The 26,757-nt window shown below is 40.3% G+C and carries 22 protein-coding genes; 7 read left to right on the forward strand and 15 right to left on the reverse strand.

Annotated elements, in window-relative coordinates:
• Positions 1–3 precede the first annotated feature (3 nt).
• The 4 genes from QHG57_RS07905 to QHG57_RS07920 all read left to right on the forward strand — a co-directional run bounded on the left by QHG57_RS07905 (position 4) and on the right by QHG57_RS07920 (position 3,462).
• A complete protein-coding gene (locus QHG57_RS07905; RefSeq protein WP_330167835.1) occupies positions 4–549 on the forward strand; it encodes an SspB family protein in 546 nt (181 codons plus the stop codon).
• Between the two features lie 8 nt (positions 550–557).
• Positions 558–740: a DUF4169 family protein gene (locus QHG57_RS07910; protein ID WP_330167836.1), complete on the forward strand. Its 183-nt coding sequence runs from the start codon at positions 558–560 to the stop codon at positions 738–740.
• Positions 741–750: 10 nt separating this feature from the next.
• Entirely contained in the window at positions 751–1,002 is a 252-nt protein-coding gene (locus QHG57_RS07915) for a ribbon-helix-helix domain-containing protein (protein WP_330167837.1), read from the forward strand.
• 120 nt (positions 1,003–1,122) lie between these two features.
• Complete coding sequence (locus QHG57_RS07920) at positions 1,123–3,462, forward strand: ATP-dependent helicase (protein ID WP_330169055.1); 2,340 nt, start codon at positions 1,123–1,125, stop codon at positions 3,460–3,462.
• A gap of 52 nt (positions 3,463–3,514) precedes the next feature.
• Here QHG57_RS07920 and QHG57_RS07925 read toward each other — a convergent pair whose 3' ends face one another.
• Complete coding sequence (locus QHG57_RS07925) at positions 3,515–4,144, reverse strand: DapH/DapD/GlmU-related protein (RefSeq protein WP_330169056.1); 630 nt, start codon at positions 4,142–4,144, stop codon at positions 3,515–3,517.
• Between the two features lie 136 nt (positions 4,145–4,280).
• Here QHG57_RS07925 and QHG57_RS07930 point away from each other — a divergent pair, with 136 nt between their 5' ends.
• Genes QHG57_RS07930 through QHG57_RS07940 form a run of 3 tightly spaced genes read left to right on the forward strand, consistent with a single transcriptional unit; the run spans position 4,281 to position 7,603 of the window.
• The gene (locus QHG57_RS07930; protein WP_330167840.1) at positions 4,281–4,862 is read left to right on the forward strand and encodes an SCO family protein; all 582 of its coding nucleotides are present in this window, start codon (positions 4,281–4,283) and stop codon (positions 4,860–4,862) included.
• 27 nt (positions 4,863–4,889) lie between these two features.
• Entirely contained in the window at positions 4,890–5,759 is an 870-nt protein-coding gene (locus QHG57_RS07935) for a 50S ribosomal protein L11 methyltransferase (protein WP_330169057.1), read from the forward strand.
• A 17-nt stretch (positions 5,760–5,776) separates the two neighbouring features.
• The gene (locus QHG57_RS07940) at positions 5,777–7,603 is read left to right on the forward strand and encodes an aminopeptidase P family protein (RefSeq protein ID WP_330167842.1); all 1,827 of its coding nucleotides are present in this window, start codon (positions 5,777–5,779) and stop codon (positions 7,601–7,603) included.
• A 604-nt stretch (positions 7,604–8,207) separates the two neighbouring features.
• Here the strand turns inward: QHG57_RS07940 and ligA are convergent.
• The 14 genes from ligA to mraY all read right to left on the reverse strand — a co-directional run bounded on the left by ligA (position 8,208) and on the right by mraY (position 26,750).
• Complete coding sequence (gene ligA / locus QHG57_RS07945) at positions 8,208–10,367, reverse strand: NAD-dependent DNA ligase LigA (protein ID WP_330169058.1); 2,160 nt, start codon at positions 10,365–10,367, stop codon at positions 8,208–8,210.
• 110 nt (positions 10,368–10,477) lie between these two features.
• A complete protein-coding gene (recN, locus tag QHG57_RS07950) occupies positions 10,478–12,139 on the reverse strand; it encodes a DNA repair protein RecN (protein ID WP_330169059.1) in 1,662 nt (553 codons plus the stop codon).
• A 6-nt stretch (positions 12,140–12,145) separates the two neighbouring features.
• Positions 12,146–13,039 (reverse strand): outer membrane protein assembly factor BamD, encoded by an 894-nt coding sequence (locus QHG57_RS07955; RefSeq protein WP_330167845.1) that lies wholly within the window; start codon positions 13,037–13,039, stop codon positions 12,146–12,148.
• Positions 13,040–13,196: 157 nt separating this feature from the next.
• A complete protein-coding gene (lpxC, locus tag QHG57_RS07960; RefSeq protein ID WP_330167846.1) occupies positions 13,197–14,081 on the reverse strand; it encodes a UDP-3-O-acyl-N-acetylglucosamine deacetylase in 885 nt (294 codons plus the stop codon).
• A 215-nt stretch (positions 14,082–14,296) separates the two neighbouring features.
• Positions 14,297–16,069 carry a cell division protein FtsZ gene (gene ftsZ / locus QHG57_RS07965; protein ID WP_330169060.1) on the reverse strand — a complete coding sequence of 591 codons (1,773 nt, stop codon included), beginning with the start codon at positions 16,067–16,069 and terminating at the stop codon, positions 14,297–14,299.
• Between the two features lie 63 nt (positions 16,070–16,132).
• Positions 16,133–17,434: a cell division protein FtsA gene (gene ftsA, locus QHG57_RS07970; RefSeq protein WP_330169061.1), complete on the reverse strand. Its 1,302-nt coding sequence runs from the start codon at positions 17,432–17,434 to the stop codon at positions 16,133–16,135.
• Positions 17,431–18,342 (reverse strand): cell division protein FtsQ/DivIB, encoded by a 912-nt coding sequence (locus tag QHG57_RS07975; protein WP_330167849.1) that lies wholly within the window; start codon positions 18,340–18,342, stop codon positions 17,431–17,433. Before QHG57_RS07975 ends, ftsA begins: the two co-directional genes overlap by 4 nt.
• Entirely contained in the window at positions 18,330–19,250 is a 921-nt protein-coding gene (locus QHG57_RS07980) for a D-alanine--D-alanine ligase (RefSeq protein ID WP_330169062.1), read from the reverse strand. The genes QHG57_RS07975 and QHG57_RS07980 overlap by 13 nt, the downstream gene beginning before the upstream one ends.
• 237 nt (positions 19,251–19,487) lie before the next feature.
• Positions 19,488–20,465 (reverse strand): UDP-N-acetylmuramate dehydrogenase, encoded by a 978-nt coding sequence (gene murB, locus QHG57_RS07985; protein WP_330169063.1) that lies wholly within the window; start codon positions 20,463–20,465, stop codon positions 19,488–19,490.
• Positions 20,443–21,870 (reverse strand): UDP-N-acetylmuramate--L-alanine ligase, encoded by a 1,428-nt coding sequence (gene murC, locus QHG57_RS07990; protein WP_330167852.1) that lies wholly within the window; start codon positions 21,868–21,870, stop codon positions 20,443–20,445. Before murC ends, murB begins: the two co-directional genes overlap by 23 nt.
• Positions 21,854–22,990 carry a UDP-N-acetylglucosamine--N-acetylmuramyl-(pentapeptide) pyrophosphoryl-undecaprenol N-acetylglucosamine transferase gene (locus tag QHG57_RS07995; protein WP_330167853.1) on the reverse strand — a complete coding sequence of 379 codons (1,137 nt, stop codon included), beginning with the start codon at positions 22,988–22,990 and terminating at the stop codon, positions 21,854–21,856. The genes murC and QHG57_RS07995 overlap by 17 nt, the downstream gene beginning before the upstream one ends.
• The gene (locus QHG57_RS08000; RefSeq protein WP_330167854.1) at positions 22,983–24,137 is read right to left on the reverse strand and encodes an FtsW/RodA/SpoVE family cell cycle protein; all 1,155 of its coding nucleotides are present in this window, start codon (positions 24,135–24,137) and stop codon (positions 22,983–22,985) included. The genes QHG57_RS07995 and QHG57_RS08000 overlap by 8 nt, the downstream gene beginning before the upstream one ends.
• A 143-nt stretch (positions 24,138–24,280) precedes the next feature.
• Entirely contained in the window at positions 24,281–25,675 is a 1,395-nt protein-coding gene (gene murD, locus QHG57_RS08005; RefSeq protein ID WP_330169064.1) for a UDP-N-acetylmuramoyl-L-alanine--D-glutamate ligase, read from the reverse strand.
• A 4-nt stretch (positions 25,676–25,679) separates the two neighbouring features.
• On the reverse strand, positions 25,680–26,750 hold the full coding sequence (gene mraY / locus QHG57_RS08010) for a phospho-N-acetylmuramoyl-pentapeptide-transferase (RefSeq protein WP_330167856.1): 1,071 nt from the start codon (positions 26,748–26,750) through the stop codon (positions 25,680–25,682).
• Positions 26,751–26,757 lie beyond the last annotated feature (7 nt).

A 26,757-nucleotide genomic window follows, 5' to 3' on the forward strand; every position in this document is an offset into this window, starting at 1 on the left:
TCGATGGTTAAAGATCAAATCCGTTACGATATTCTCGTTCAGGATGCGCTTCGTGGAGTTATCCGTAAAGTTTTATCGGAAGTTGCCAAAGCAGGTCTTCCGGGAAATCATCATTTTTTTATAACTTTTTTGACGAATGCCCCAGGCGTTAAAATTTCCCCTCGGCTAAAAAATCGCTATCCCGAGCAAATGACAATCGTCTTACAACATCAGTTTAGAGATCTCAGTGTTTCAGAAACAGCTTTCGAAGTAACCCTCTCCTTCAGGGAAATAACCGAAAAACTCGTGATTCCTTTTACTTCCATTCAGGTCTTTTATGATCCTGTAGCAGCATTTGAAGCAGCATTTGATCTGCCCTCAAATCTTACCTCTGGAGAAAGTGAAAATTCAGAAAATACCTCAACTACGCCCATTACCCTATCAAACAAACAAAAAAAAGAAAACACGCTTACAAAAGAACAAAATTTCAGTACAAATAAAGAATCTTCAAATAACGATACAAAACAAAGTGCTGATGTTGTCTCTTTAGATTCTTTTCGGAAAAAATAAATTTTCTCATGACTGAATTGATTAATCTTCGCCAATTTCGAAAACAAAAAAAACGTACAGAAAAATCTCTTCGTGCTGAGCAAAATCGTTATCGTTTTGGACGAACAAAAACTGAAAAACTTTTCGAGCAACAAGAATCTTTAAAAACGCAAAAATTTCTTGATCAAAATCGTTTGCGAAACGACGAATAAAGGTGAAAAAATGCACGAAAATAATTCTATCGATTGGTCAAAAGTCATTCCACGAAAGATATCTGTTCGCGTTGATGGACACGCAACAAGCGTCTCTTTAGAACCACCATTTTTAGATATTCTAAAAGATATAGCCCGCAAAAAAGGACAATCTTTAGCCTTTGTTATCACTGATATTGATAGCAAAAGACCACAACAAGTAAATCTTTCGGCTTCGTTACGCGTTTATGCCCTTCAAAGCGTTCTCACCCAACGCATTTAATGTTTGTGCTTATTTTTTTATGTTCTCTTTCTGTTTATTCAACTGAAATTGTTGTGACTTTTTTAAGAGAAGTTTTTTAATCTAGAACGACAATGAAAAAAAGACTACAAAAGAGATATAATGAGTAATTTTTCTGATCACAACATACCTTTCTTTGAAGAAGATTCCCTTCCAGACCACGATAAAAAGAGCTCTGTTTTTTTCTCCCATACTCTAAAAAAACAAAAATCATATAACACAGACTATTTAGAACAACTCAATCCAGAACAACAACAAGCTGTTATGAATACTGAGGGTCCTCTTTTAGTTCTTGCAGGTGCTGGTACAGGAAAAACGCGCGTTTTAACAACCCGTATTTCTCACATTTTACGCTCTGAACTTGCCTCTCCTCAGCAAATACTTGCTGTCACTTTCACCAACAAAGCAGCGCGTGAAATGAAAATGCGTATTGGTGAACTTATTGGAAGAGTTGTTGAAGGTATGCCTTGGCTTGGAACCTTTCATTCCACTGGTGCTAAAATTTTACGCCGTCACGCAGAGCTTGTTGGCTTAAAAAGAAACTTTACAATTCTCGATAGAGATGATGTTCTTCGACTTTTAAAACAGCTTATTCAAGCTGAAGGATTAGACGATAAGCGTTGGCCCGCACGAAACCTTGCCATGATGATTGATTCTTGGAAAAATCAAGGACTTTCACCAGAACATATCTCAAAAAGTGATGCTCATTCCTTTGGCAACGGCATGGGACGCGAACTTTATCACAGTTACCAAAATCGATTAAAAGATCTTAATGCTTGCGATTTTGGCGATCTTCTGCTTCATTCTATCTCTATCTTCCAGCATAATCCAGATATTCTCCGCGAATATCATTCTCAATTTCGCTATATTCTTGTTGATGAATATCAAGATACAAATACGGCACAATATCTTTGGCTTCGCCTTTTGGCACAACAACCTCAAGGTCAACATGTTAATCTTTGTTGTGTTGGCGATGATGATCAGTCCATTTATGGATGGCGTGGTGCAAAAGTCGAGAACATATTACGTTTTGAAAAAGATTTTCCTTCTGCTAAAATTATTCGTCTAGAACGCAATTATCGCTCAACATCCCATATTCTTAAAACGGCCTCCCATCTCATTGCTCATAATGAAGAAAGACTGGGAAAAGTTCTTTTTTCTGCTCAAATAAAGAGTGAAGAAGAAAAAGTAAAAATTCATTCAGCATGGGATTCGGCAGAAGAAGCACGAGCAATCGGAGAAGAAATCGAACGCGCACAACAAACCGGTCATGCATTAAATCATATGGCTATATTAGTACGCGCATCATTTCAAATGCGTGAATTTGAAGATCGCTTTGTAACGCTTGGACTTAACTACCGCGTCATTGGTGGTCCTCGTTTTTATGAGCGAATGGAAATACGTGATGCCATGGCTTATTTACGCGTTGTTGTCCAACCCGCTGATGATTTAGCTTTTGAACGTGTTATTAATACACCGAAACGCGGTATAGGAGATGCAACCCTGCGTATTCTTTATGAGAGTGCACGTGCGCGTTCTGTTCCTCTCTTTTCTGCTGCCGCTAACATCATTGAAACAGACGAGCTAAAGCCTAAGGCACGCAGTGCGTTACGAAACCTTATTGAAAACTTCCGCCGCTGGAAAAATATGCTTCAAGACACTCCTCATAGAGAACTTGCCGAGATCATCCTTGATGATTCTGGTTATACAACCATGTGGTTAGAAGATCGCTCACCAGAGGCTCCTACACGGCTAGAAAATCTTAAAGAAATGATCCGTTCCATGGAACAATTTGAAAATCTTCAAAGTTTTTTAGAACATGTTGCACTCGTTATGGATGCTGAAAACAATGAAAATACCGATGCAGTCAACATCATGACACTTCATTCAGCCAAAGGGCTTGAATTTGAAACAGTTTTTCTTCCAGGTTGGGAAGAAGGACTCTTTCCCCACCAGCGCTCATTAGATGAAGGTGGACGTTCAGGTTTAGAAGAAGAACGGCGTCTCGCTTATGTTGGACTCACAAGAGCAAAAAAACACCTGCATATATGGTTTGTATCTCACCGTAGAATTCATGGACTTTGGCAATCTGCTCTTCCCTCCCGCTTTCTAGATGAATTACCAGCAGAACATATAGAAGCCATAGCAATGGAAACATCTTATGGTGGTTATGGAAAATCTTCCTTTCAAAATCACGATTCCTATTATACTGACTATGTGACAGCAAGACAGAAGCATACACAAAAAAACAAAACTATTGAAGGGAAAATTATCGCTCAATCAATCTCTCATGCATCATCAGATTTTTCTATCAATGATCGGATTTTTCACATAAAATTTGGTTATGGTCATATTACAGCAATAGACGATCATAAATTGACAATAATGTTTGAAAAAGCCGGAGAAAAGCGTGTCCTGGATAATTTTGTAAACAAAGCTTAACTAAAAGCAAACCACAATCAGTTTTTTAAAAGACATTTTTTTATTCTGATTATCATTTCCATTTTCGAACAAAGACTTTGAGGGGTAAGTTTTGCATATCAGGTAATGCGTTATAAATTTTATCAAGCGGCCAATTCCACCAAGCCATCTCCAAAAGGCACTCAATCACATAATCGGAAAAACGCATCCGCAAGTGCTTTGCAGGAACACCAGCGACAACCGCATAAGGCATAACATCTTTCGTTATAACAGCGTTCGCACCAATGATAGCGCCATGTCCAACTGTTACCCCAGGCATAATAACCGCACCATGTCCAATCCACACATCATGCCCAATGATAACACGTTTTGCACAGCGCCTTTCACGAAAAGAACAATCAAGTGCCATATAACGAAAGTATTCATTAGGGCGATAGGTTATTTTATGCGTTGAAACGCGCTCCATGGGATGCTCTAGCGCATTCACACAAACATGAGATGCAATAGAACAAAAACGCCCAATATCGCTGTAAATAGCCTCACTGTTACGCTCAAAATAAGAAAAATCTCCAACGGTTACATCCCGTAAAATCACCCGCTCATTAATTTCCACGTAACGCCCTAATTTACAACCGTGCAACCGTGCTGTCGTATGGATACGAGGCTCACTTTTATGAAATCGAAAATCGTTCTCAATATTCATGCATCTTTCACCAATATTTCATCAATAAATATGGAAAGACATACCAATCAAGCCAATAAAATCAACCATGAAACAGAGATTGCAAAACAAACCTGCCGATGTTACAATTCCTTGATTTATCTAAGAGAGTCAAACTATGAAAAATGTAATACGCATCTCGGGGCTGACAATCATATTTCTTGCAGGTATTTTTATTTATGATGCGCTGACCAATAAGCCTTTAGGTGATAATTTTACACTCACTGATTCTAATGGAAAAACTATTACTGAAGCTGATATTCGAAGCAAGCCTTCAATAATTTTTTTCGGTTTCACTATGTGTCCTGAAATCTGCCCTACGACATTGATGAATCTTGATCGGTGGCTTACAGCCCTTGGATCCAATACAGATAAATTAGGTATATGGTTTGTTACTGTTGACCCCGAACGTGATACACCAGAAGTACTCCATGAATATCTCAGTAATTTTAACAATGAAATCATTGGTATCAGTGGAGATCCTAATAAAGTTCATAAAATGGTCAATTCCTTTAACATCGTTGCTGAAAAAGTCCTTGGAACAGATGGAAACTATACATATAACCATACAGCAGCAATTTTTTTACTCAAAAAAGGTGGAAAATTAGCTAGCGTTATCCGTTATGACACGAAAGAAAGTGACAGCGAATTAAAAGATGAAATCGCCATTGAACGGTTAAAAAAACTCATCTTAAACTAAAAAAAGCCGATCAAAAGAAAGAACTGCATGTCGCAACAAATTCGCCTCTATTATACTGCTTCTAAAAATGAAGCAGAACGGTCCTACACCCTTATAGAAACAGCCTTTGACGAAGAAGGTTATCCTCTTGCTCTTACAGAGATAGATGAACAAAATGCTGTATATGAACTTTCACTCTATGTAGACCAAGAAAACTACGAGCATATTTCGAAACGTTTTGCACACATTCTTTCTATAGATCTTGATAAAATTAACAGTGAAATTTTACCTAATATTGATTGGGTTAAACAAAGCCTTGAAGGACTAAAACCTGTACATGCTGGTCCTTTTTTTCTTCATGGAAGCCATAATAGAGGCGACATTCCAGAAAATGTTTTACCTATTGAAATTGAAGCAAATCAAGCTTTTGGCACCGGCCATCATGGAACAACAACTGGTTGTTTAGAAATGATTGCCAAAGTCATGAAACATGAAAATCCCCAAAATGCACTTGATCTAGGTACCGGCAGTGGGGTACTCGCCATCGGCATCGCAATACTCAAACCTATTGCTATACTTGCATCTGATATTGACCCAATTGCTATTCAAGTTGCACAACACAATATCGAATTCAATGGTGTCAAGGAATATATCACAGCTGTTACAGCAACAGGTTTTTCCCATAATGAAATTGCTTCACGAGCGCCCTTTGATCTCATTGTTGCCAATATCCTTGCCAATCCTCTTATCGAACTTGCACAAGAAATGGTAAAGGCACTCCAAAAAGGCGGATCACTGATACTCTCTGGAATCCTCGAAGAACAACATGCCGATGTTCTAAAGGCTTATGTAAAACAAGGGCTGAAACACATTGAAACATACCACCGTCAAGGATGGGTTACAATACATCTAAAATAAAAGGAAAGGACGTTGTTATGTATCAATCTTTTGAAACAACAACAAATCCAGCTCATGCTCTAGAACGCATTGCCTCTCTTCGTAAAGAACTAGACTGCCTTGAACTCGATGGTTTTCTTGTTCCGCGTAGCGATGAACATCAAGGAGAATATGTCCCTCCTCATGCTCAACGCCTTAGCTGGCTAACCGGCTTTACTGGATCAGCTGGGATTGCACTGATTTTAAAAAACAAAGCCATTATATTCACAGACGGGCGCTATAGACTTCAAGTTCGCCAACAAACTGATTCTGATATTTTTGATTATGAAGATCTCATAACTTGCCCTCCCTCACGATGGCTTGAAAAAAATGGGCAAAAACTTTCTATTGGCTTTGATCCATGGCTTCACACCATTGCTGCCACCGATGCATTGAGAAACGCATTAGAAATGAAAGCCGGTGGAAAACTTGTAGCAGTTCAACATAATCCCATTGATCTACTCTGGCATGATCAGCCGCCATTTCCACAATCTGCCTTATCAATTCACCCTCTCAAATATGCTGGGTGCGATACAGATAAAAAACTCGCTTTGATTTACAAAGATATACAGCAAACTCATGCAAATGCTTTTATTTTTACAGATCCCTCTTCCATTGCATGGACATTCAATATACGTGGCAATGATGTTTCCAACACGCCTTTTTCCCTTTGTTTTGCTCTCGTTCCACTTAACGAAACACCAGCCTTATTCATTAACAGCAAAAAACTTGATGTAGAACAGAAACAATATTTGGAACGTTATGCAAAATTATATGAACCAGAACAGCTTATTCCAAAGATCAAAAAGTATGTCCAAAAAGGGACAATATTTGCCTTAGATCCACAACTAACGTGCGAAAAATTACGAACTGTTATTGAAGAAAACAATAGCTCTTTCATCAAACTTACTGATCCCGCTGCTCTACCACGCGCCATTAAAAATGACACAGAACTCAATGGCGCACGCAAAGCACACCTGCGCGATGGTGTAGCACTTACTCGCTTTTTTTCTTGGTTAGATAAACAAACACCAGACACAATAAGTGAAATTTCTGCAGCTCAAAAATTAGAAGAATTTCGTATAACAACAGCAAAAGAAATGGGAGAAAAACTCGAAGATCTGTCTTTTGATACAATCTCAGCAGCAGGTGCAAATGGTGCCATTATTCATTATCGTGTAACAACACAAACAAATAAACAACTCAATGATGGTGAACTTTACCTTGTTGATTCAGGTGGACAATATCGTGATGGAACGACAGATGTCACACGCACAATAGCAATTGGGAATATTGGAGAAGAAGAAAAACGCTGTTTCACGCTTGTCCTCAAAGGTATGATTGCTCTTTCAACTGCTCGCTTTCCAAAAGGAACCCGCGGACAAGACATTGATATTCTAGCGCGCATTGCATTGTGGAAAGCTGGTTTTGATTATGCTCATGGCACCGGTCATGGTGTTGGGTCTTATCTTTCTGTTCATGAAGGACCACAAAATATTTCCCGCAAAGGGTGCCAAGAACTCATCTCCGGTATGATTCTTTCAAACGAACCAGGATATTATCGCGAAGGTGCTTTTGGTATCCGTCTTGAAAATTTGATAATAGTAAAGCCCGCGCAAAAAATTGATGGTGGAGATATAGAAATGCTTTCGTTTGAGACGCTCACACACTGTCCCATTGATCGAAGACTCATTCTCCCAGAACTTTTGACGCAAGAAGAAAGACAATGGCTCAATGATTACCACGCACGCGTTTATCAGATGAATGCACCTTACTTAAATGAAGAAGATAAAAAATGGGCAAAAGAGGCAACAATGCCCCTTTAAATGAAGCAACACAAATATCTTCCAACGCTTCTTACAAAAACACCACACGCTTCTCTTTTTAAGAAAAAATGCGTATTCACCATCAGCAAATACAAAAAACGCCTTTATAAAATACTTCAAGTTTTTTTGCCGATACGAAAAAAGCTCTTCCCAAACTGAAACAGAACGGGATATACTTGTAAAAGATAAGGCTTATCAACTATCCTCCACCATCTCCATACAATTATAACCTTATTCTGCTATATAGAAATTTTCATTATATTTTGTAATCCTCCGCATCGCATTTCTAAAACGCCTATTATAACTAGCTTATTACGCCGTTTAGATTTAAAAATTCTACATATTTATTGAAAATTTTTATCTTGTTTCACAGTGATAACCTATATCTTTTACTAATAATAACCTTGTATATTCTTCATCATAATAGTTTAAGTTTAATATTTAAGTTCAACGTTTTTTTTCAATAACTTAATAAATATCAAAGTCTATGGTGCTCTATTTTTGCAAAAAAATAGCCCCTATTATCCACTTTTTGATTCCATCCCCCCAAAATATAAGAGAGGTAATCACACAAACAGCATACGCATCTTCTAGAAAATGCCCTCTAAACATTATGTTCCTCAATCAACTGTAGCCACGCCTCTTCATCAATAACCTCAACACCTAATTCTTCAGCTTTAGCCAATTTGGAACCCGCTCCAGCTCCAGCAACAAGAAGATCTGTCTTTTTAGAAAGTGAACCAGATGTTTTGGCTCCTAATCGCTCTGCCAATGCTTTTGCTTCATCGCGTGACATATGCGCCAAAGTTCCTGTAAAAACAATTGTCTTCTCTGCTATCGAGGAAGAAGCCGTCATGGTAGGCTCCTCATCAAGAGGGGTTACTTCTTCAAGTAAAATAGACAAAACCTCACGATTATGCGCTTCTTGATAAAAATCAACAATTGCGCTCCCTACCTGTGGTCCAATTCCTTCGATATTTGTAAGCTCCATCCAAGCTTCATTGCCTTTTTCATTTTCCTTATCACATGGCATAAGTGCTCCCATAGCCGCAGTTTCAAAAGCTGTATAATTTTTATAAGCACGCGCAAGACGGCGTGCATTCACCTCTCCAACATGACGAATCCCCAATGCAAACAAAAAACGGCTTAAAGGAATTTCGCGGCGTGCATTAATGGCATCATACAATTTGCGCACTGAAACAGTACCAAAACCTTCTATATTTTCTAAACGTATCAAAGATTTTTCTTGGCGACGTTCTAAAGTAAAAATATCGGCCGGTGTATGAATACAAAGCGCTTCATCTTGAGCGTAGAAAAAAAACTCTACCTGTTTTTTACCCAAGCCCTCAATATCAAAAGCATTGCGCGCAACAAAATGACGAATACGCTCAATCGCCTGTGCAGGACAAATAAGCCCCCCTGTACAGCGACGCACAGCTTCTCCCACTTCACGAACAGCATGACTCCCACAAGCTGGACACAAATGAGGAAAAATAAAAACAGCAGCATCTTTCGGGCGTTTTTCAATGATAACATCAATAACTTGAGGGATCACATCACCAGCACGTTGTACAATCACGCTATCGCCTACACGGATGTCACGTCCTTCACGGATAGGTTCTCCTTTATGACCAATTCCCTTAATATAATCCTCATTATGTAAACTAGCATTGGTCACCACCACTCCACCAACAGTAATAGGCGTAAGACGTGCAACAGGTGTCAAAGCTCCCGTACGACCAACTTGAATGTCAATATCTTCCAAAAGCGCTATCGCTTTTTCTGCTGGAAATTTATGCGCTATCGCCCAACGCGGCGAACGAGAAATAAACCCCAAGCGCTTTTGGAGCATCAAATCATTAACCTTATAAACAATGCCATCAATATCATAGCTTAAAGAATGACGGCATTCTTCGATATCGTGATAATAAGAAATAATTTCTTTTACTGTCTTAAAGACTTTTGTTAATGGATTGATAACAAAGCCATATTCTTTTAGCTTTTTCATCATCTCCATTTGACTTTCTGCCAATATTTCACTCACCTCACCACAAGCATAAGCAAAAAATTGAAGTTTTCTGCTAGCAGTTATCCGTGAATCAAGCTGACGGAGTGAACCAGCTGCCGCATTTCGAGGATTGGCAAAGGTTAACTTGCCCTTCTCTTGTTGGCTGATATTAAGTGCTTGGAAATCCTCCCGCCCCATATAAACTTCACCACGCACCTCAATTATATCAGGAAAATCACCTTGCAAAACTTGTGGAATATCAGCAATTGTTCGGGCATTTGCCGTCACATTTTCACCAACAGTTCCATCCCCACGCGTTGCCGCCCCCACAAGCCGCCCATTTTCGTAGCGCAAAGACAAAGATAAACCATCAATTTTTGGCTCCGCTGTTATTTCCAACACTTGTGTTTCTGGAAGCCGTAAAAAACGTCGAATACGCTCCACAAATTCAGTAACATCTTCAGAGCTAAACGCATTATCAAGTGAAAGCATTGGCTGTGCATGAACAGATTTTTCAAATTTTTCAGAAATTGGTGCCCCAATTTTATGTGAAGGAGAATCAACACGAATAAGCTCTGGAAAAAGAGCTTCAATTTCTGCATTACGGCGGCGCAAAGCATCATATTCTGCATCAGAAATTTCAGGCTGATCATCACGATTATAAAGCACATCATGACGTGCAATCTCTTTTGCCAACCACTCTAATTCATTTTCTGCTTCAACAGCTGTGAGATTTTTATCTGCATCTTTGTTCATAAAATCTATTCCAAATTACAAGCACTGCCACAAGGATCTCCATGCCTCCTCATAAAGTGAATCTCAATAAATACAAGCTTTCCAGTATTTTTATCGCTGACTAATTACCTTTATGCTAAAAGCTTTTGAGCCGCTGCACGCGCTTCTTCAGTAATCTGTTCTCCTGCCAACATACGAGCAATTTCTTCTGCACGCTCATGCTCTTCCATTTTATGAATCGCAGTAACAAAGCACCCTTTATCATGACTCTCAATTTTTGAAATAAGAAAATGACCATGCGCTTTCGATGCAACCTGTGGAGCATGCGTAATAGCGAAAACCTGGACATGTTCTGATAAACGTTGCAACCGTTGCCCAATAGCAGCTGCAACAGCACCCCCAACGCCTGTATCAATTTCATCAAAGATCAGCGTCGGTGCTGATCCTCGATCAGACAAAACAACTTTTAATGCCAACAAAAAACGAGACAATTCACCGCCAGAAGCCACACTAAGCATCGGTCCAGCACGTGTTCCAGGATTTGTTCGCACCCAATATTCAATACGATCACATCCCTCTGCACTCCGCTTTTCCATATCACTTTGCATTTCAACAATAAACTCAGCCCTCTCTAATTTCAATGCCGGTAACTCAGTCATCACGCTTTCAGACAAGTGCTTTGCAACCTCTTGACGTTTTATTGACAACGCTTGTGCTAACATATCATAATTTTTTTGTGCTTGTCTTGCCTCATCTTCAAAACCTGTCAATATAGTCTGAGCCTCTTCAAAGTCAGCTAGTTCAGCATCCATTTTATCGCGTAACTGAACCAATTCATCCGCAGAAACTTGATATTTACGAGCAAAACCCCGAAGAGAAAAAAGACGCTCTTCTATCCGTTCCAATTCATCAGGTTCAAAATCTAATGCTCGTATTGCCGTCTCAATACCTTCTTGTGCTGTTGCAAGTGCATGCAATGCCTCATCAATAGATTTAACCACTGGTGCAATAAGCTCTTGTGCCTCAGGAATTTTTCGCTCCAAACGCCTCACCAAATTAGAAAGCACTGGGATTGGTGATTTTTGCCCCGTTAAAAGATCATCCGCTTCTTTAATATCCGTCGCTATTTTTTCTAATTTAAGCATATCGGCACGACGAAGAGAAAGAGCATCCTCTTCACCAACTTTAAAATCAAGCTTTTCAAGCTCTTCTACACACGCACGAAGATAATCAACCTCACGTACAGCGTTCTCTACTTTAAGACGCTGCCGTTGCAAACGCTCCTCAAATTCACGCCATGTGTGATAACACTGACGCAAATTTTCCACTTCATCCTCAAGCCCACCAAAGGCATCTAATAATTGGCGATGTGTAGCAACATCAACAAGCGCACGATCATCATGTTGTCCATGGATTTCAACCAGCAAACGGCCAACACTCCGCATTAATGCAACACTAGATACTTGATCATTGATAAAAACACGGCTACGTCCATCACTTGATTGTACACGTCGTAAAATAATATCACCCTCATCATCAAGACCATTCTCACGAATAAGTTGACGTGCAGGATGTGAAACAGACACATCAAAAACAGCTGTGACCTGCCCGCGGTCAGCACCATGACGCACAAGCGAAGCATCACCCCGCCCCCCTAGAGCAAGTGATAAAGCATCAAGGAGAATAGACTTCCCCGCACCTGTTTCTCCAGTTAAAACCGTCAACCCCGCCGTAAAATGAATATCGAGCGTTTCGATCAAAACAATATTATGAATCGAAAGCTGTACTAGCATAGAGAATCAACGTACCCTCTTCTTATCACCACCTAAAGCATTTGAGATCCAAGAAGATTTATGCTCGCGTGGCGATATTTTATTCTTCTGCAAGAGATTATAAGAAAATTTATACCACTCACTTTTGGGATAATTACGTCCTAAAATAGCTGCCGCCGTCTGTGCTTCCGACATTAATCCGAGAGCAAGATTAACCTCAGTCAAGCGAAAAAGTGCTTCTTCAATTTGATTTGTATCGGAATACTCTTCAACCACGGTACGAAACCGTCTACTTGCCGCAAGGTAGCGCCGCCCCTCTTCATAATAACGGCCAATCTGCATTTCTTTACCAGCCAGCTGTTCGCGCCCAAAACGTATTTTATCCTTAGCATCCTTGACATATTCAGAATTAGGATAACGCTCTATAAGGAGCTGCATAGCAGCAATAGCACGTTTCGTATCACGTTGATCACGCGTAACATCAGGAATCCGACGGAAAGAAGAAAGACCAATAATATAGTACGCATAAGCTGAGTCAGTCGCCCCTGGATAAAGAGTAATATAGCGTTGAGCCATACTAATTGAATCATCATACTTTCCGAGTCGATAATTAGTAAAAGCACCCATGACTAAAGATTTACGCCCCCAGTCTGTATAAGCATACTGTTTTTCAATCTTCAAAAACTTCTTCGCTGCATCCCCAAGCTTCCCACTCTCAAGGCTAGCAAGCGCCTGATTATATAAAACATCTGGTGGCTCTATTTTCAAAACATAAGCAGATGGATCAAGGGTATTTTTCTCTTTAAAGAAGCATCCCGCCAACATACAGGTGCTTCCCAAAAGCACCCCCCCCAATATCTTGCGTACAATGTTAAATTTTCTATACGTCATATTTCCAACGCACACATGGGATTCTTTCATAGTTTTTCCGTCCTCCACAGAATATCACCTTGTAGCAAAAACAATTTATCAAAGGTTTTATACCATATCACTTTAAAATCCACATAACCAATTTAGCAGTTTAGGTCAATCATCCCCTTAAAAATCAAATAAACAATAAAAAATCTTGTCAATTTTTTTACTTTTTCTCTAAAAAGCTTTTTTCGTAATATGATTCGTTTGCCAAAACAGCCTTCACCAATTGCGCATTAATTCTATGTCCACTACAATAAGAACGAAATAATCCAATAAAAGGCGCCCCAAGCAAAGCAGTATCACCAATCGCATCAAGCATCTTGTGCCGAACACATTCATTCTCCCAATAAGGACCATCGGGATTTAAAATTTTATCATTAAGGCCGATAACAAGAGAATTTTCCAAAGAAGCGCCTCTCGCTTTTTTAGAAAGCCTTAATTTTTCCACGTCTTTGATAAAACCAAAAGTGCGTGCACGTGACAAATCATCTCTAAACCCTCGTGTGGTAAGATCAAAACTGAAATGTTGCTTACCAATAGCAGAAGAAGGAAAAGAGATCGTTATATCAAAACGACGTCCATCGAATGGCAAAAACTCTGCAACACCATGAGCTCCTTCAACCCGCAACGGCCTTTTTATAATGAAATAGGGACGGTATGCATCCTGCTGTACAATGCCAACATCTTCAAAAGCTTGGCAATATAGCCACGCTGAACCATCCAAAATAGGAATTTCATTATGTGACACTTCAATAACAAGATTGTCCAAATTATAAGCAGCAATTGCTGCCATCAAATGTTCAATTGTTTCAACCCTTACATCTCCATCTCCAAGCACAGTTGATAATTCAGTTTCTCCTGTTTGCGATGCATGGGCTTGAAATATTTTCTCTGTTCCATCTAATCCACAACGCTTAAAAATAATACCACATCCAACATCTGCTGGGCAAACCTTTACCACTGATAAACAGCCACTGTGAACGCCAATCCCCTTAAATGTCACTGCTTTTTTAAGAGTAGACTGATATTTGGGTACTAAATTCATCATATTATTTTATTGAATTACTTTTACATCTTTTAACAAAATTTATAAAACCATAAAAACAATATTCATAGTAAATAATAAAAAAACCCGCTTAATTATAAGCGGGCTTAAGAAATAAAGTATTTTATCCAAAAAACAGCAATATATTTTACTGTATAATTTTTGACCGATCATCAAAAAGGTAATAAAATTTCTTACTTTGTCTCATTTTTCATCAATTAATTTACCTGACGACGTAAAAATGCTGGTATTTCCAACTGATCTTCTTCACTTATAAAAGTACGCTGATCTTGTGGTACCTGAGGGTGCAACTCACCAGAACGACGTGGAACATAAACAGAAGCATCTTGAGAAAGTGCCTGAGAATTTTTATTGTAAACATGAGACTCTTGCTGCTGAGATGATCTCACAGCAGGCTCCAGCCTCGCTTCTGGCTCTGCTTCTTCACGATGTGTTAAGCTCTGTTTCAAACGCTGCCAAAGATTACGAGGACCTTGATCAGTCACCGATGCTCTTTGACTTTGTCCATGAGCAACAGGAGGAAAATCCTTTAACTCAGGCATACGCATTGGAGCGCGCGCTTGCATTTGTTGCATTTGTTTTGGTTGCACTGGCTTTTCTTTTTGCTTCACAACCCCTGTCGTCTCATCAAGAACATGCGCTGTTGCCTCCATACTCACGGGAGCCGTCATAGTCTGTTGAAAACCACGGCTTACTTGCATACGGGGCATATTTGATCTCTGTTCCTGAACAGTATTTGAACCATACGCAACAGCATTCGTCGCATTTCGTGTCGTCATTGCTTCTGCAGGATGCGCAAAAATTTGACTTTTGGGACGAAACTGTTCTCCGGTTGATTTACCCTTCTCTATTTCAAGTGATTCGATCACTTCTACCATTGACTCAGAACGCAGTGGCGATGACTGAACATGAAAAGAACTGTGTGACGTTCCAGGATCACTCTTGCGCATTGAAGAAGCAGGCCTTTGAAGCTGAGAATGAGAAGACTGAACCACATCACTAACTTCACGATCAATACCGGTGGCAACCACAGAAACACGAATAACACCTTCCAATGACTCATCATCAATAGCGCCAAAAATTACATTCGCATCAGCATCCACTTCTTCACGAATACGATTAGCAGCTTCATCAACCTCAAAGAGAGTCATATCACGACCGCCCGTAATAGAAATCAGTAAACCACGCGCCCCACGCATAGAGGTGTCATCCAACAATGGGTTTGCAATAGCGGCTTCAGCTGCAGCCAAAGCACGCCCTTCACCAGATGCCTCACCCGTTCCCATCATGGCTCGACCCATTTCGTGCATAACAGAACGAACATCAGCAAAATCAAGGTTAATCAAACCCTCTTTAATCATCAAATCCGTAATGGAAGCAACACCAGAATAAAGCACTTGGTCAGCCATAGCAAAAGCATCAGCAAACGTTGTCTTATCATTTGCAATACGGAAAAGATTTTGATTGGGAATAACAATCAATGTATCGACAGACTTTTGTAATTCTTCAATACCTGCCTCTGCCGTTTTCATACGACGTGCGCCTTCAAACTGAAACGGCTTTGTCACAACACCAACAGTCAAAATACCTTTTTCACGCGCTGCGCGAGCAACAACGGGCGCAGCCCCTGTTCCAGTTCCTCCCCCCATACCAGCCGTAATGAAAACCATATGAGAATCTGCAAGATGATCAATAATTTCATCAATACATTCCTCTGCCGCCGCTTGTCCAACTTCCGGTAAAGCACCAGCACCCAAACCTTCTGTCACAGCTGCTCCAAGTTGGATAACACGTTCAGCCTTTGACATAGCCAAAGCCTGTGCATCCGTATTTGCAACAACAAAGTCAACTCCCTGAAGACCAGCATTTATCATATTATTCACGGCATTCCCGCCACCACCTCCAACACCAAAAACGGTAATGCGTGGCTTCAATTCCGCGATATCTGGCCGATGCAGATTAATCGTCATTTTCTTTTCCTTCTCATAAGACACCGCAAGCCAAAGCGATGAAATTTATCCAACTAGACTTAACTAAAAACTCTCACGCAACCACTGACCAACACGCTGAAAATACCCACGCGTGCCCATCGATAAATGATTTCCTGCCACCTGCATTGTTTTTTCTTCAAAACCCACCAATTGCGGATAAATTAACAACCCAACAGCAGATGTAAACGCCGCCCCTTTTGCAAGAGAAGGAAGCCTCGAAATACCTAAAGGCCGCCCGATACGAACATTTCTTCCTAATATAGTACGCGCCATTTCTGGCAATCCTGTTAACTGGCTTGCTCCCCCAGTCAAAATAACACGTTTACCAATGATGTGACCAAAACCAGAACGATTTAAACAATCACGGACCATTTCTAAAATTTCTTCAACACGCGCACGAATGATACGCCCAAGAACCGCGCGAGGATATTGACTTTCACGCTGTTCATTCCCAATTTCGGCTACATTAATCATTTGCCGCTCATCAGCACTTGTTAAAAAAGCTGAACCATAAACAACTTTTAAACGTTCCGCCTCTGTTAGAGACATAGAAAATCCGCGCGCAACATCAAGAGTGACATGATGCCCCCCAACAGCAAGAGCATCCGCATGGACAAATTTTCCCTCAAAAAACACTGAAAATGTTGTTGTTCCACCACCAAAATCAATACATGCAGCCCCTAAATGCGCCTCATCATTCATCAAGACAGCAAGACCACTTGCAAAGGGAGTAGCAACCATTGCCTCAACACTCAAATGTGCACGATTAATACAAGTTTCTAAATTACGCAAAGAGGCTGTTTCTGCTGTTACCACATGCACATCAACACCAAATGTTTCCCCTGCCATTCCGATAGGATCAGAAATTCCTTTATCTCCATCCAATACATAAGAAACTGGAACTGAGTGCATAACATGACGTTCAGCATCAAAAGCTTTACGCGAAACATCTGAAAAGACCATACGCATATCACGCTTGGTAACTTCACGACCATTCAAATGGACCTTTCCATTAATCAAAGCACTTTGTAACCGACTTGAGGAAAAATTCACAATCACTGAATCTACCACCAAACCAGCCATTTTTTCTGCCGCATCAACAGCCAAGCGTATTGACTGTTCTGCTGCAAACATATCCATGACAACACCGGATTTAATACCACGTGAACGCTGCACTCCAAAGCCTAGAATCTCCATAGAATGTGTACGACCATGTAAATAGTGCGCATGCTTCAAAGGACGCAAACAGGCAATAAGACAAACAATCTTACTTGAACCGACATCAAGAACCGTTAAAAAACGTGTTTTACGCCCCCCCCGATGATGTGATCTAAGCAACATCATGGGTTTCCTGCCTTTCGTGCCTTTAAAATACGTTCTTCTTCTGCTATAGTAGCATGATAACGCTCCAACGTTTCATCTGATAAAGAAACAGTAATTCGATCAGCAAGACGTAAATCAACACTGAGAATATCGCGCGATAAAAGATCTTGCATTGCACCGGATGAAACAAGAGGGGAAAGCCTTTCAATTGCACCATTTTCAGGCAACATAACGCGCATTCCATTATCCAAAACAAGATCCCAACGTCGATTACCTATCCGCACAAAAGCACGAATACGATCATATACTTCCGGATAGACTGACAGCGCTTGAATAAATCCTTTAGCAGCATTTTGCGCACCCTGCCCAACCACAAGAGGCAGATCCCGAACAATTTCTCCTTTAAAAGGTACAATGACGCGCCCCGTATTATCGACAATATCCATTATGCTATCATGTTGCCAAATGGCATAAGGTTCACGCTCAACGATGGAAATGCGCATTCTATTGGGATAAATCTTTTGAACATTTGCTGATTGAACCCAAGCCTGTTTTTCCAAAAGAGAACGTGCTTTTTCAACATCAAATGTGAATATAGAAGGCGCAACATCAAGTTTTAAAATTTTAAAAATATCCCGCTTTGCCAAGCGCTTATTACCGCTTATATCAACATGAGTGACCACAAAACTACTACCCGATATAATCGTGTTTACGATCACAGCCATCTGACCACTTGATGAAAGTCCATAAAAAGCTGTAACAAAGAAAAACCATATAACAGCAAAAGAACCGAAATGACGTGGAATATGAATATTGACAAAAACAAACTCAAACATAAACCGAAGAAAACGACGATAAAGACGTGGCAAAGCCGGCACTAAAAGCACCTCCATCGGAACATTTGTTTTATTCACATTCAACGCATACATGATGCGTCCTCCACCATCCATTGAACAATATCGCTGTAAGTACGACCGCTCACTTTTGCAATATCAGGAAGAAGGGACGTCGATGTCATACCGGGTTGCGTATTAATTTCAAGCCAAACCAATTCTCCCGTTTTCTCATCAAAACGAAAATCAGAACGGCTAACACCTCGACACCCTATCGCCTGATGGGCTGCTAAAGACATTCTTTGCACACTTTGGTAAATATTTAGTGAAAGTTGTGCAGGACAAATGTGAAGAGAACCACCCGTTTTATATTTTGAGTCATAATCGTAGAATGGAAAGTCTTTATCGGGAAGAATTTCACACACATCCAGCACTTCATTCCCCAAAACAGCACAGGTCAATTCACGACCAGGAATATATTTTTCAATCATCACCTCATCGGCATATCCCCACTCATCTCCCCCAATATTATGCGGCGGTGCAGCTTCATTTTCCTGAACAATGACAACACCAAAACTTGAGCCTTCACACACAGGTTTAATTACATAAGGAGGCTCCATGGGATGCGTTCGACCCAAAGCAAAGCGGCTCATAATACGAGAAGGAGCAACACAAACCCCAACATTTGCAACAATAATTTTTGCACGCCCCTTATCCATTGCCAAAGCGGATGCCATCACGCCAGAATGGGTATAAGGAATTTTTAAATATTCAAGAATCCCCTGAATCCGACCATCTTCACCAAATGGACCATGCAATGCATTGAAGGCAATATCGGGCTGCAACTGTTCAAGAACAGAAGCAATATGAGCATCAACATCCACGCGGCTCACACGATACCCCTGCACCTCTAAAACATCCGCACAAGCCGCCCCTGAAGATAAACTTACAGACCGTTCAGAAGAAAAACCTCCCATTAATACAGCTATATGTTTATCTTTCATAATAAATCACCCTCTTTCGCATACTATATGTAGTCTATATAGAACATATAAGCACCACATACAGGAAAAACAAAGTTTATCTTTGCGAATCAATAACCTAGCATTTTGTATAATGAATCAGACTCAAAAGCCTGATGCAAGAGATTCTTTGTTAATTTATTGATTCTTAATAGAAATTTTTCATTATCTCTTTGAAATGACTCAATTTTTTATTTGCACTTTTTAGTGAACAATAAATCAATCAAATGGATCAAAAGAAGAAACACTTCGACCACGCTCAAATTGGCCTATACGTTCTATTTCCCATTGTAAAAGGTGGGCTGAATTTGCAAAAACACGCGCACGCACTGTTTCTCCCAATGCTTCAAGATCATATCCTGTTGCTTGCCCTGTATTAATCATAAAATTACAGTGCATCTCACTCATTTGAGCACCACCAATTCGTAAACCACGACACCCTGCTTCATCAATCACGCGCCACGCAGATCCATTCTCAGGATTTTTGAAAGTCGATCCCCCTGTCTTTTCACGAATAGGTTGCACTGTTTCTCTGTGGAGGGCAACTTCATCCATAGAAGCACGAATATCATCTTTATTACCGAGTTCACCTTCCAATAAAGCTGCCGTAAAAATAAAATCTTTATGAATATCACAATGGCGATAGGAATAACGCATATCTTTCAAACTCAAAATATGACGTTGTCCTTTACGATCCAGCGCATAGACCTCAACAACACGCGCTGCGGTTTCAACACCATTCGCACCCGCGTTCATTTTGAGAGCTCCTCCCAGACCACCGGGAATACCATGATAAAAATGAAAACCTGCAATTTCTGCCTTTAAAGCGGCAGCAGCTAAATGTTTAGCCGCCGTACCAGCACCAACTAAAAATCCTTTTGGAGAAACTTGCTGTACTTGCCCAAAATTTTTTGGTGAAAGACGAATCACAACACCAGGAACGCCCCCATCACGCACCAGAAGATTAGAACCGATACCTACAATTGTTACAGGAACAAATTCAGGCAAATTTTGAAGAAAGAGAGCCAAATCTTCTTCATCAACAGGCTGATAAAAAAGTTCTGCCAACCCACCTGTACGAAACCACGTTACCTTACGCATCTCAACATTAGGTGTAAGTTTACCTTTTACGCCACCTAACAGCGGTTGCAATTGCGCCAATAGCGCCTTACCATCAATGTTCTGAAAATTTATCATGACCATCCAGTAACGCTAACTGATGCGGCAATGAACAAGCCCATTGTGTGATATTGCCAGCACCAAGAAAAACAACATAATCCTCTGCCTGAGCAAATTTTGAGACAAGAGACACGACATCTTCCAGACCATGTATCAAGCGCACATCACGATGACCCGACATTTTAATATGCTCTACCAATTCTTGAGAACCAAATCCTATAATAGGCTCTTCACCAGCCGCATAAACGGGCGTAATCAACACTGTATCTGCATCATTAAAACAAGCAGCAAAATCATCAAATAAATGATATAAACGTGAATAACGATGGGGTTGTGCAATCGCAATAACACGCCCTTTTGCACTCTCACGTGCTGCACGCAAAACAGCCTTTATTTCAACAGGATGATGTCCATAATCATCAAATATTTCAATACCCCGCCAACTTCCTGTTCGCGTAAAACGCCGCTTTACTCCGCCAAATTCTGCTAACCCCCTTTTTATAGCTTCATTTGAAATGCCAAGTTCATGCGCAATAGCAATCGCCGCCGTTGCATTCGCAACATTATGCTGTCCTGCCATAGGCAAAAGCAAATTTTTCAACTCAATCTTTCTTCCTGTTTTGCGTGAGCGAACAAGAACATCAAAATGCGTTTTTTGACCATCCATCAAAAGATTAAGAAAACGAACATCCGCTTGTGGATTTGCACCATAAGTGATCACCCAACGATCATCAATACGACCCGCCAATGCCTGAACTTCTGGATGATCAAGGCACAAAACAGCAAAACCATAAAAAGGAACATTTTCTACGAATTGCCGAAACGCCTCACGCACAGCATCAAAGCTTCCATAATGATCCAAATGCTCAGCATCAATATTGGTAATAACAGCAATATCAGCAGGCAACTTTAAAAATGTACCATCACTTTCATCAGCCTCAACAATCATCCAATCACCATCTCCTGTACGAGAATTCGTACCATAAGCATTAATAATACCGCCATTAACCACCACTGGATCAAAATGACCAGCATCAAGAAGGGCTGCAACCATTGATGTAGTCGTTGTTTTACCATGCGTACCACCTACCGCAATTGCGCGCCGAAACCGCATCAGCTCCGCCAGCATTTCTGCACGTCTGACAAGCGGCAAATGTCTTTCCTTTGCAGCAATATACTCAGGATTTGTTTTTTTAACGGCAGTAGAAAAAACAACAACCTCTGCATTCCCTAAATTTTCAGAACAATGACCTATATAAACGTTAATTCCTTTTCTCCGCAAACGTTCAACATTTGCACTATCAACTTGATCTGACCCTTGAACTTTATAGCCAAGATTATAAAAAACCTCCGCAATTCCACTCATACCGATTCCCCCGATTCCGATAAAATGGATAACGCCTATATCAAGTGGCATTTTCATTAAAAAGCTCCTCTTTTATATCTGACAACAATCGCCCTGCAATCAAGGATTCAGCCATATCAGCAAGGTAACGGGTTGCATGAGGTTGACCAACTTTTTTTGCAGCAAGCGCTTGTTTTTCCAATAAATGGGGCGCACAATAAGCATGCATTAAAAGAGAAGAAAGCTTTTGTGCATTTAAATCTTTTTCTGATACAATTTGCGCACCACCTACACGAGCAAGCAGAGCTGCATTGGCAGCCTGATCATGATCTAAAGCATGGGGATAGGGAATAAGTAAAGCAGGTCTACCAATCACCGCTATCTCACAAACGGACGAAGCCCCAGCGCGCGATAAAATAAAATGGGCATGTGCCATACGTTCAGCCATATCATCAAAGAAAGGAGCAACCTCTGCTTGTACACCCATATCACGATAAATTTTGATCAACCCTCCTGCTTCACCTCGGACTTGCTGCACAATTCGTAAACGTTTACGGTTCTTATCATCAAGTAAAGCAATAGCTTCTGGAACAATATGTGAAAAAGCAGAAGCCCCTTGGCTACCTCCAAAAATCAAAAAATTAAATGGCTTTTCCCCCTCTGAAGAATGATAAGGAATTTTGGCCGCCTTCAACACAGCCTCACGGACAGGATTCCCCGTCAAAAGTATTTTATGAGCATAAGCGCCATTTGGCGATAACAAACCGCCAGCGATTGCACGCACAAAAATTGCCAACATCCGATTGGCACGTCCCATAACAGCATTTTGTTCATGAATAAATGTTACACGCCTCGTTAAGGCCGCAATAAAAAGAGGAGGAAAGCTCGGATACCCCCCAAACCCTCCAACAAGAACAGGACGTAATTTATAAAACAACACCAACGATTGACCCATACCCCTTAACAAAGACCAAAACGTCTTTATCAAAGCAAAAGGATGGCGACGTATAAATGTTGCCGATGAAACGATATGAGTATGCTCTTCATCAAAGCACCGAACAAAAGATCGTGCTCTTTCATCTGTTATTAAATGAACATCATATCCACGCTGCCTTAATTCAACAGAAAGAGCTTCAGCAGGAAAAAGATGTCCACCTGTACCACCAGCCACTAAAACAATAACTTTTTTATCATTCATAAGGGGTATCCAAGACAGAAGAGGAAGAAAAAGCTGAAAGGCGTGCTTCTGGCCAACGACGTGTTAAACTGAGCAAAATACCCATTGAAAACGCAATCGCCACCATCGAAGAACCGCCATAAGAAATAAAAGGCAATGTCATGCCTTTTGGAGGAATTAAGTGAAGGTTAACGGCCATATTAATAGCTGACTGAAAGCCTATCATCATTGCTATGCCAGCAATACCAAGACGTATAAAGGAATCACGTGTATTCATGGCTATATACAATGAACGCATAACGATAAATCCAAAAAGCATCATAATTAATAAACAAAGAATAATACCATATTCTTCAGCAGCAACGGAAAACACAAAATCTGTATGGCTATCAGGAATGATACGTTTTACTGTTCCCTCTCCGGGACCTTGCCCAAACCAACCACCATTCAAAATAGCCTCACGCCCTACGTCCACTTGAAAAGTATCTCCTTCACCTGTCAAAAAACCATTGATACGCTCGCGCACATGATGCAGAAAAAGATAAGCTAAAATAATTCCTACAACGCCTAAAATAAGAAAGAGAAAAATAATGGTAAGAGGTACACCAGCAATAAAAAACAGCCCCCCCCATGTTGCACTTATTAAAACTGTTTGTCCAATATCAGGCTGCAAAACCAGAAGCACACAACAAATGCCATAAAGTACAATCGCTAACGTATAACCCCAAATTCCCCTTTTGCGTATCTGTTCCGAAAAAAGCCAAGCGGACATAACTACAAAAGCTGGCTTCATAAACTCTGAAGCCTGTACAGAAAACCCAAAGAGCAGAATCCACCGCCGTGCTCCCTTTAATTCTGGTCCCCAAAATAAGGTTGCAACCATAAGAGCAAGTGTTACAATGAGCAAAAGAGCACATAAACGACGAATATTAGAAAGCGAAAAAAAAGAAATGGTAACCATCATAAAAAATGCTGAAATGCTGAAAATGATATGCCACCGAACAAAATAAAAACTATCAGCAATTCCGATTTTTTTTGCAATAGTGGGACTGGCAGCAAAAGACAGCATAATACCAATTCCCATTAAAATTAAACAAGCAGCAAAGATAGAGCGATCAATCGTCCACCACCAATTAGCAATCGGATCCCTATCTGCACGCGTAACCATGATATCCACCTTATCCATTTTATAAATTGTCTCAAAGTGATATGGTTCCCCAGCCTGTTTAACAAACACTTTAAAAACTAAATTACACAAAAAAAGATTCTGGATTCTTAACGCAAAAATATTTTTTATAACTGATGCTTTTTTTATGGTAACTGCATCACAAAAGAGACAAATGCTTCGCCTCGCATTTCATAATTTTTAAATTGATCATAACTTGCACAAGCAGGTGACAAAAGAATCGTCACCTCTTTTGCCTTACAACCCATTGCGTCAACAGCTGCTTCACGCACCGCATTTTTCAAAGTTAAACTCATAGAAAAGGGAAAAGCAGATCCAATAGTGCGAGCAAATTCTTCCGCCGCGCTCCCAATCAAATAGGCTTTACGAATTTTAGGAAAAAATTCTCTAAGAGACTCTATTCCTCCCTTTTTTGCCTGTCCCCCAACAATCCAAAAAATATCATTAAAGGTGGAAAGCGCAGGAGCTGTTGCATCTGCATTAGTCGCCTTGCTGTCATTGATAAACAAAATCGCCCCCATTTTACGCACCTGCTGCATACGATGATCAAGCCCTTTGTAACTTGCTAAATGCTCATTCATAGAGGGATCGGTTATTTTTAAAGCTTGCAACGTTGCTAATGCCATAAGGGCATTTTGCGCATTATGACGTCCGCGCAAAGCAGTCATAGACGCTAGATCTGCAAGCATATGACACTGTCCTTGACAAACAGAAAAGAGCTTTGTCCCATCTGCATAAAAACCATTTTCAACAAAATGATCCTTGGAAACTGCCCAAATTTTCTTCCCTTCATGAAGTAACTGTTGATATAAAACCTGACAAGCTTCATCATCAACTGAAATAAAAGCCTGAGAAGCCTGAGCAATCAGATACCTTTTGGTTTGCACATAACAGGCAAAACTCTCATGTCGATCAATATGATCAGGTGTCAAATTCAATAAAAGTCCAATGGTCGGCTGAAGAGAGGGAGTAAGATCAATTTGAAACGATGAACACTCAATCACATAGATACGTTTTTTAACAAATGGTTTAAGCGTCAATATTGCCTTTCCGATATTTCCCCCCATCTGCACGTCATAACCCATTTTTTCCAACAAATGCGCAAGTAAAGCCGTTGTGGTTGACTTCCCATTCGTCCCCGTAATCGCAATGAAAGGAACATCTTGATCACAAAAACCATAATGCTGTAAAAAATGATGGCGCGCCCGAGAAAATAATTCAATATCACCGATAATTTCTATATTTTTTTTTCGTGCTTTTTCAACAACCCAATGCGGTCGAGGATAATTTAAAGGAACTCCAGGAGCTAAAATCAATGCAACAAATTCTGACCAATCTTCATAACGCAGATCTCGCGTTAGAATATTGTGCCGAAAAGCCATTTGCACGCTTGAAGGACTATCATCCCACGCCACCACTTCTGCGCCGCCACGCATCAATGCTTGTGCCGTTGCTAGTCCAGACTTCCCTAATCCAAATAGAGCAACTTTTTGTCCTTTATAACACGCAACAGAAATCAAAATCTCACCGCAATTTAAGTGTTGAAAGACCAATAAGAGCAAGAACAATTGAAATAATCCAAAAGCGTATCACAACTTGGCTCTCAGTCCAGCCTTTTTTCTCAAAATGATGATGTATCGGTGCCATAAGAAACACGCGTTTTCTTGTTAATTTGAAATAACCAACCTGAATAACGACTGAAAAAGCTTCCACAACAAAAAGCCCACCAATAAGAGCCAAAACAATTTCGTGCTTCGTAGCGACCGCAACAGTCCCCAATAATCCTCCAAGAGCCAACGAACCAGTATCTCCCATAAAAATAGCTGCAGGTGGTGCATTAAACCATAAAAAACCAAGCCCGGCTCCAACAACAGCTCCCAATAAAACAGCCAACTCACCTGTTCCCGATACATAATGGATTTGGAGATAATCAGCAAAATTCATATTACCAGAAAGATAAGCAATCAGAGCAAAAGATAAGGCTGCAACCATCACAGGAACAATAGCAAGCCCATCAAGTCCATCCGTCAAATTAACTGCATTACCCGTCGCGACAATGACAAAAGCAGAAAAAGGAATAAAAAACCAGCCCAAATTGATAAGATAATCTTTCAAAAAAGGCAAAGCGAATCCAGATGAGCCAATTTTCAGTATGACAAAAGCAGCAATTGCCGCAACAGAAAACTCCAAGCTTAGCCGTGCTTTCCCAGAAAATCCTTTGTCTGTTTGTTTTGTGACCTTAAGATAATCGTCATAAAATCCAATTGCCCCAAAAAAAAGCATAACCAATAGCGATACCCAAAAATAAATATTCGATAAATTACACCACAAAAATGCTGATACTACAATGCCGGTTAAAATCATCAATCCACCCATTGTAGGTGTTCCAGCCTTTTTAAAATGTGTTTGAGGACCATCGGCACGAATCGGTTGCCCCTTACCCTGCCGCAATTTAAGAGAAGCAATGATGCTAGGTCCAAACAAAAAGACGATAAGCCCCGAAGTAAGCATAGCCGCTATCGTGCGAAAAGTAATATAACGAAATACATTCACACCTGGAAGCCAATCACTAAAAGAAGAAAAAAACAGCATCATGGTACAA

It is taken from the genome of Bartonella grahamii subsp. shimonis, assembly GCF_036327415.1.
In the GTDB taxonomy this organism is placed as follows: Bacteria; Pseudomonadota; Alphaproteobacteria; order Rhizobiales; family Rhizobiaceae; genus Bartonella; species Bartonella shimonis.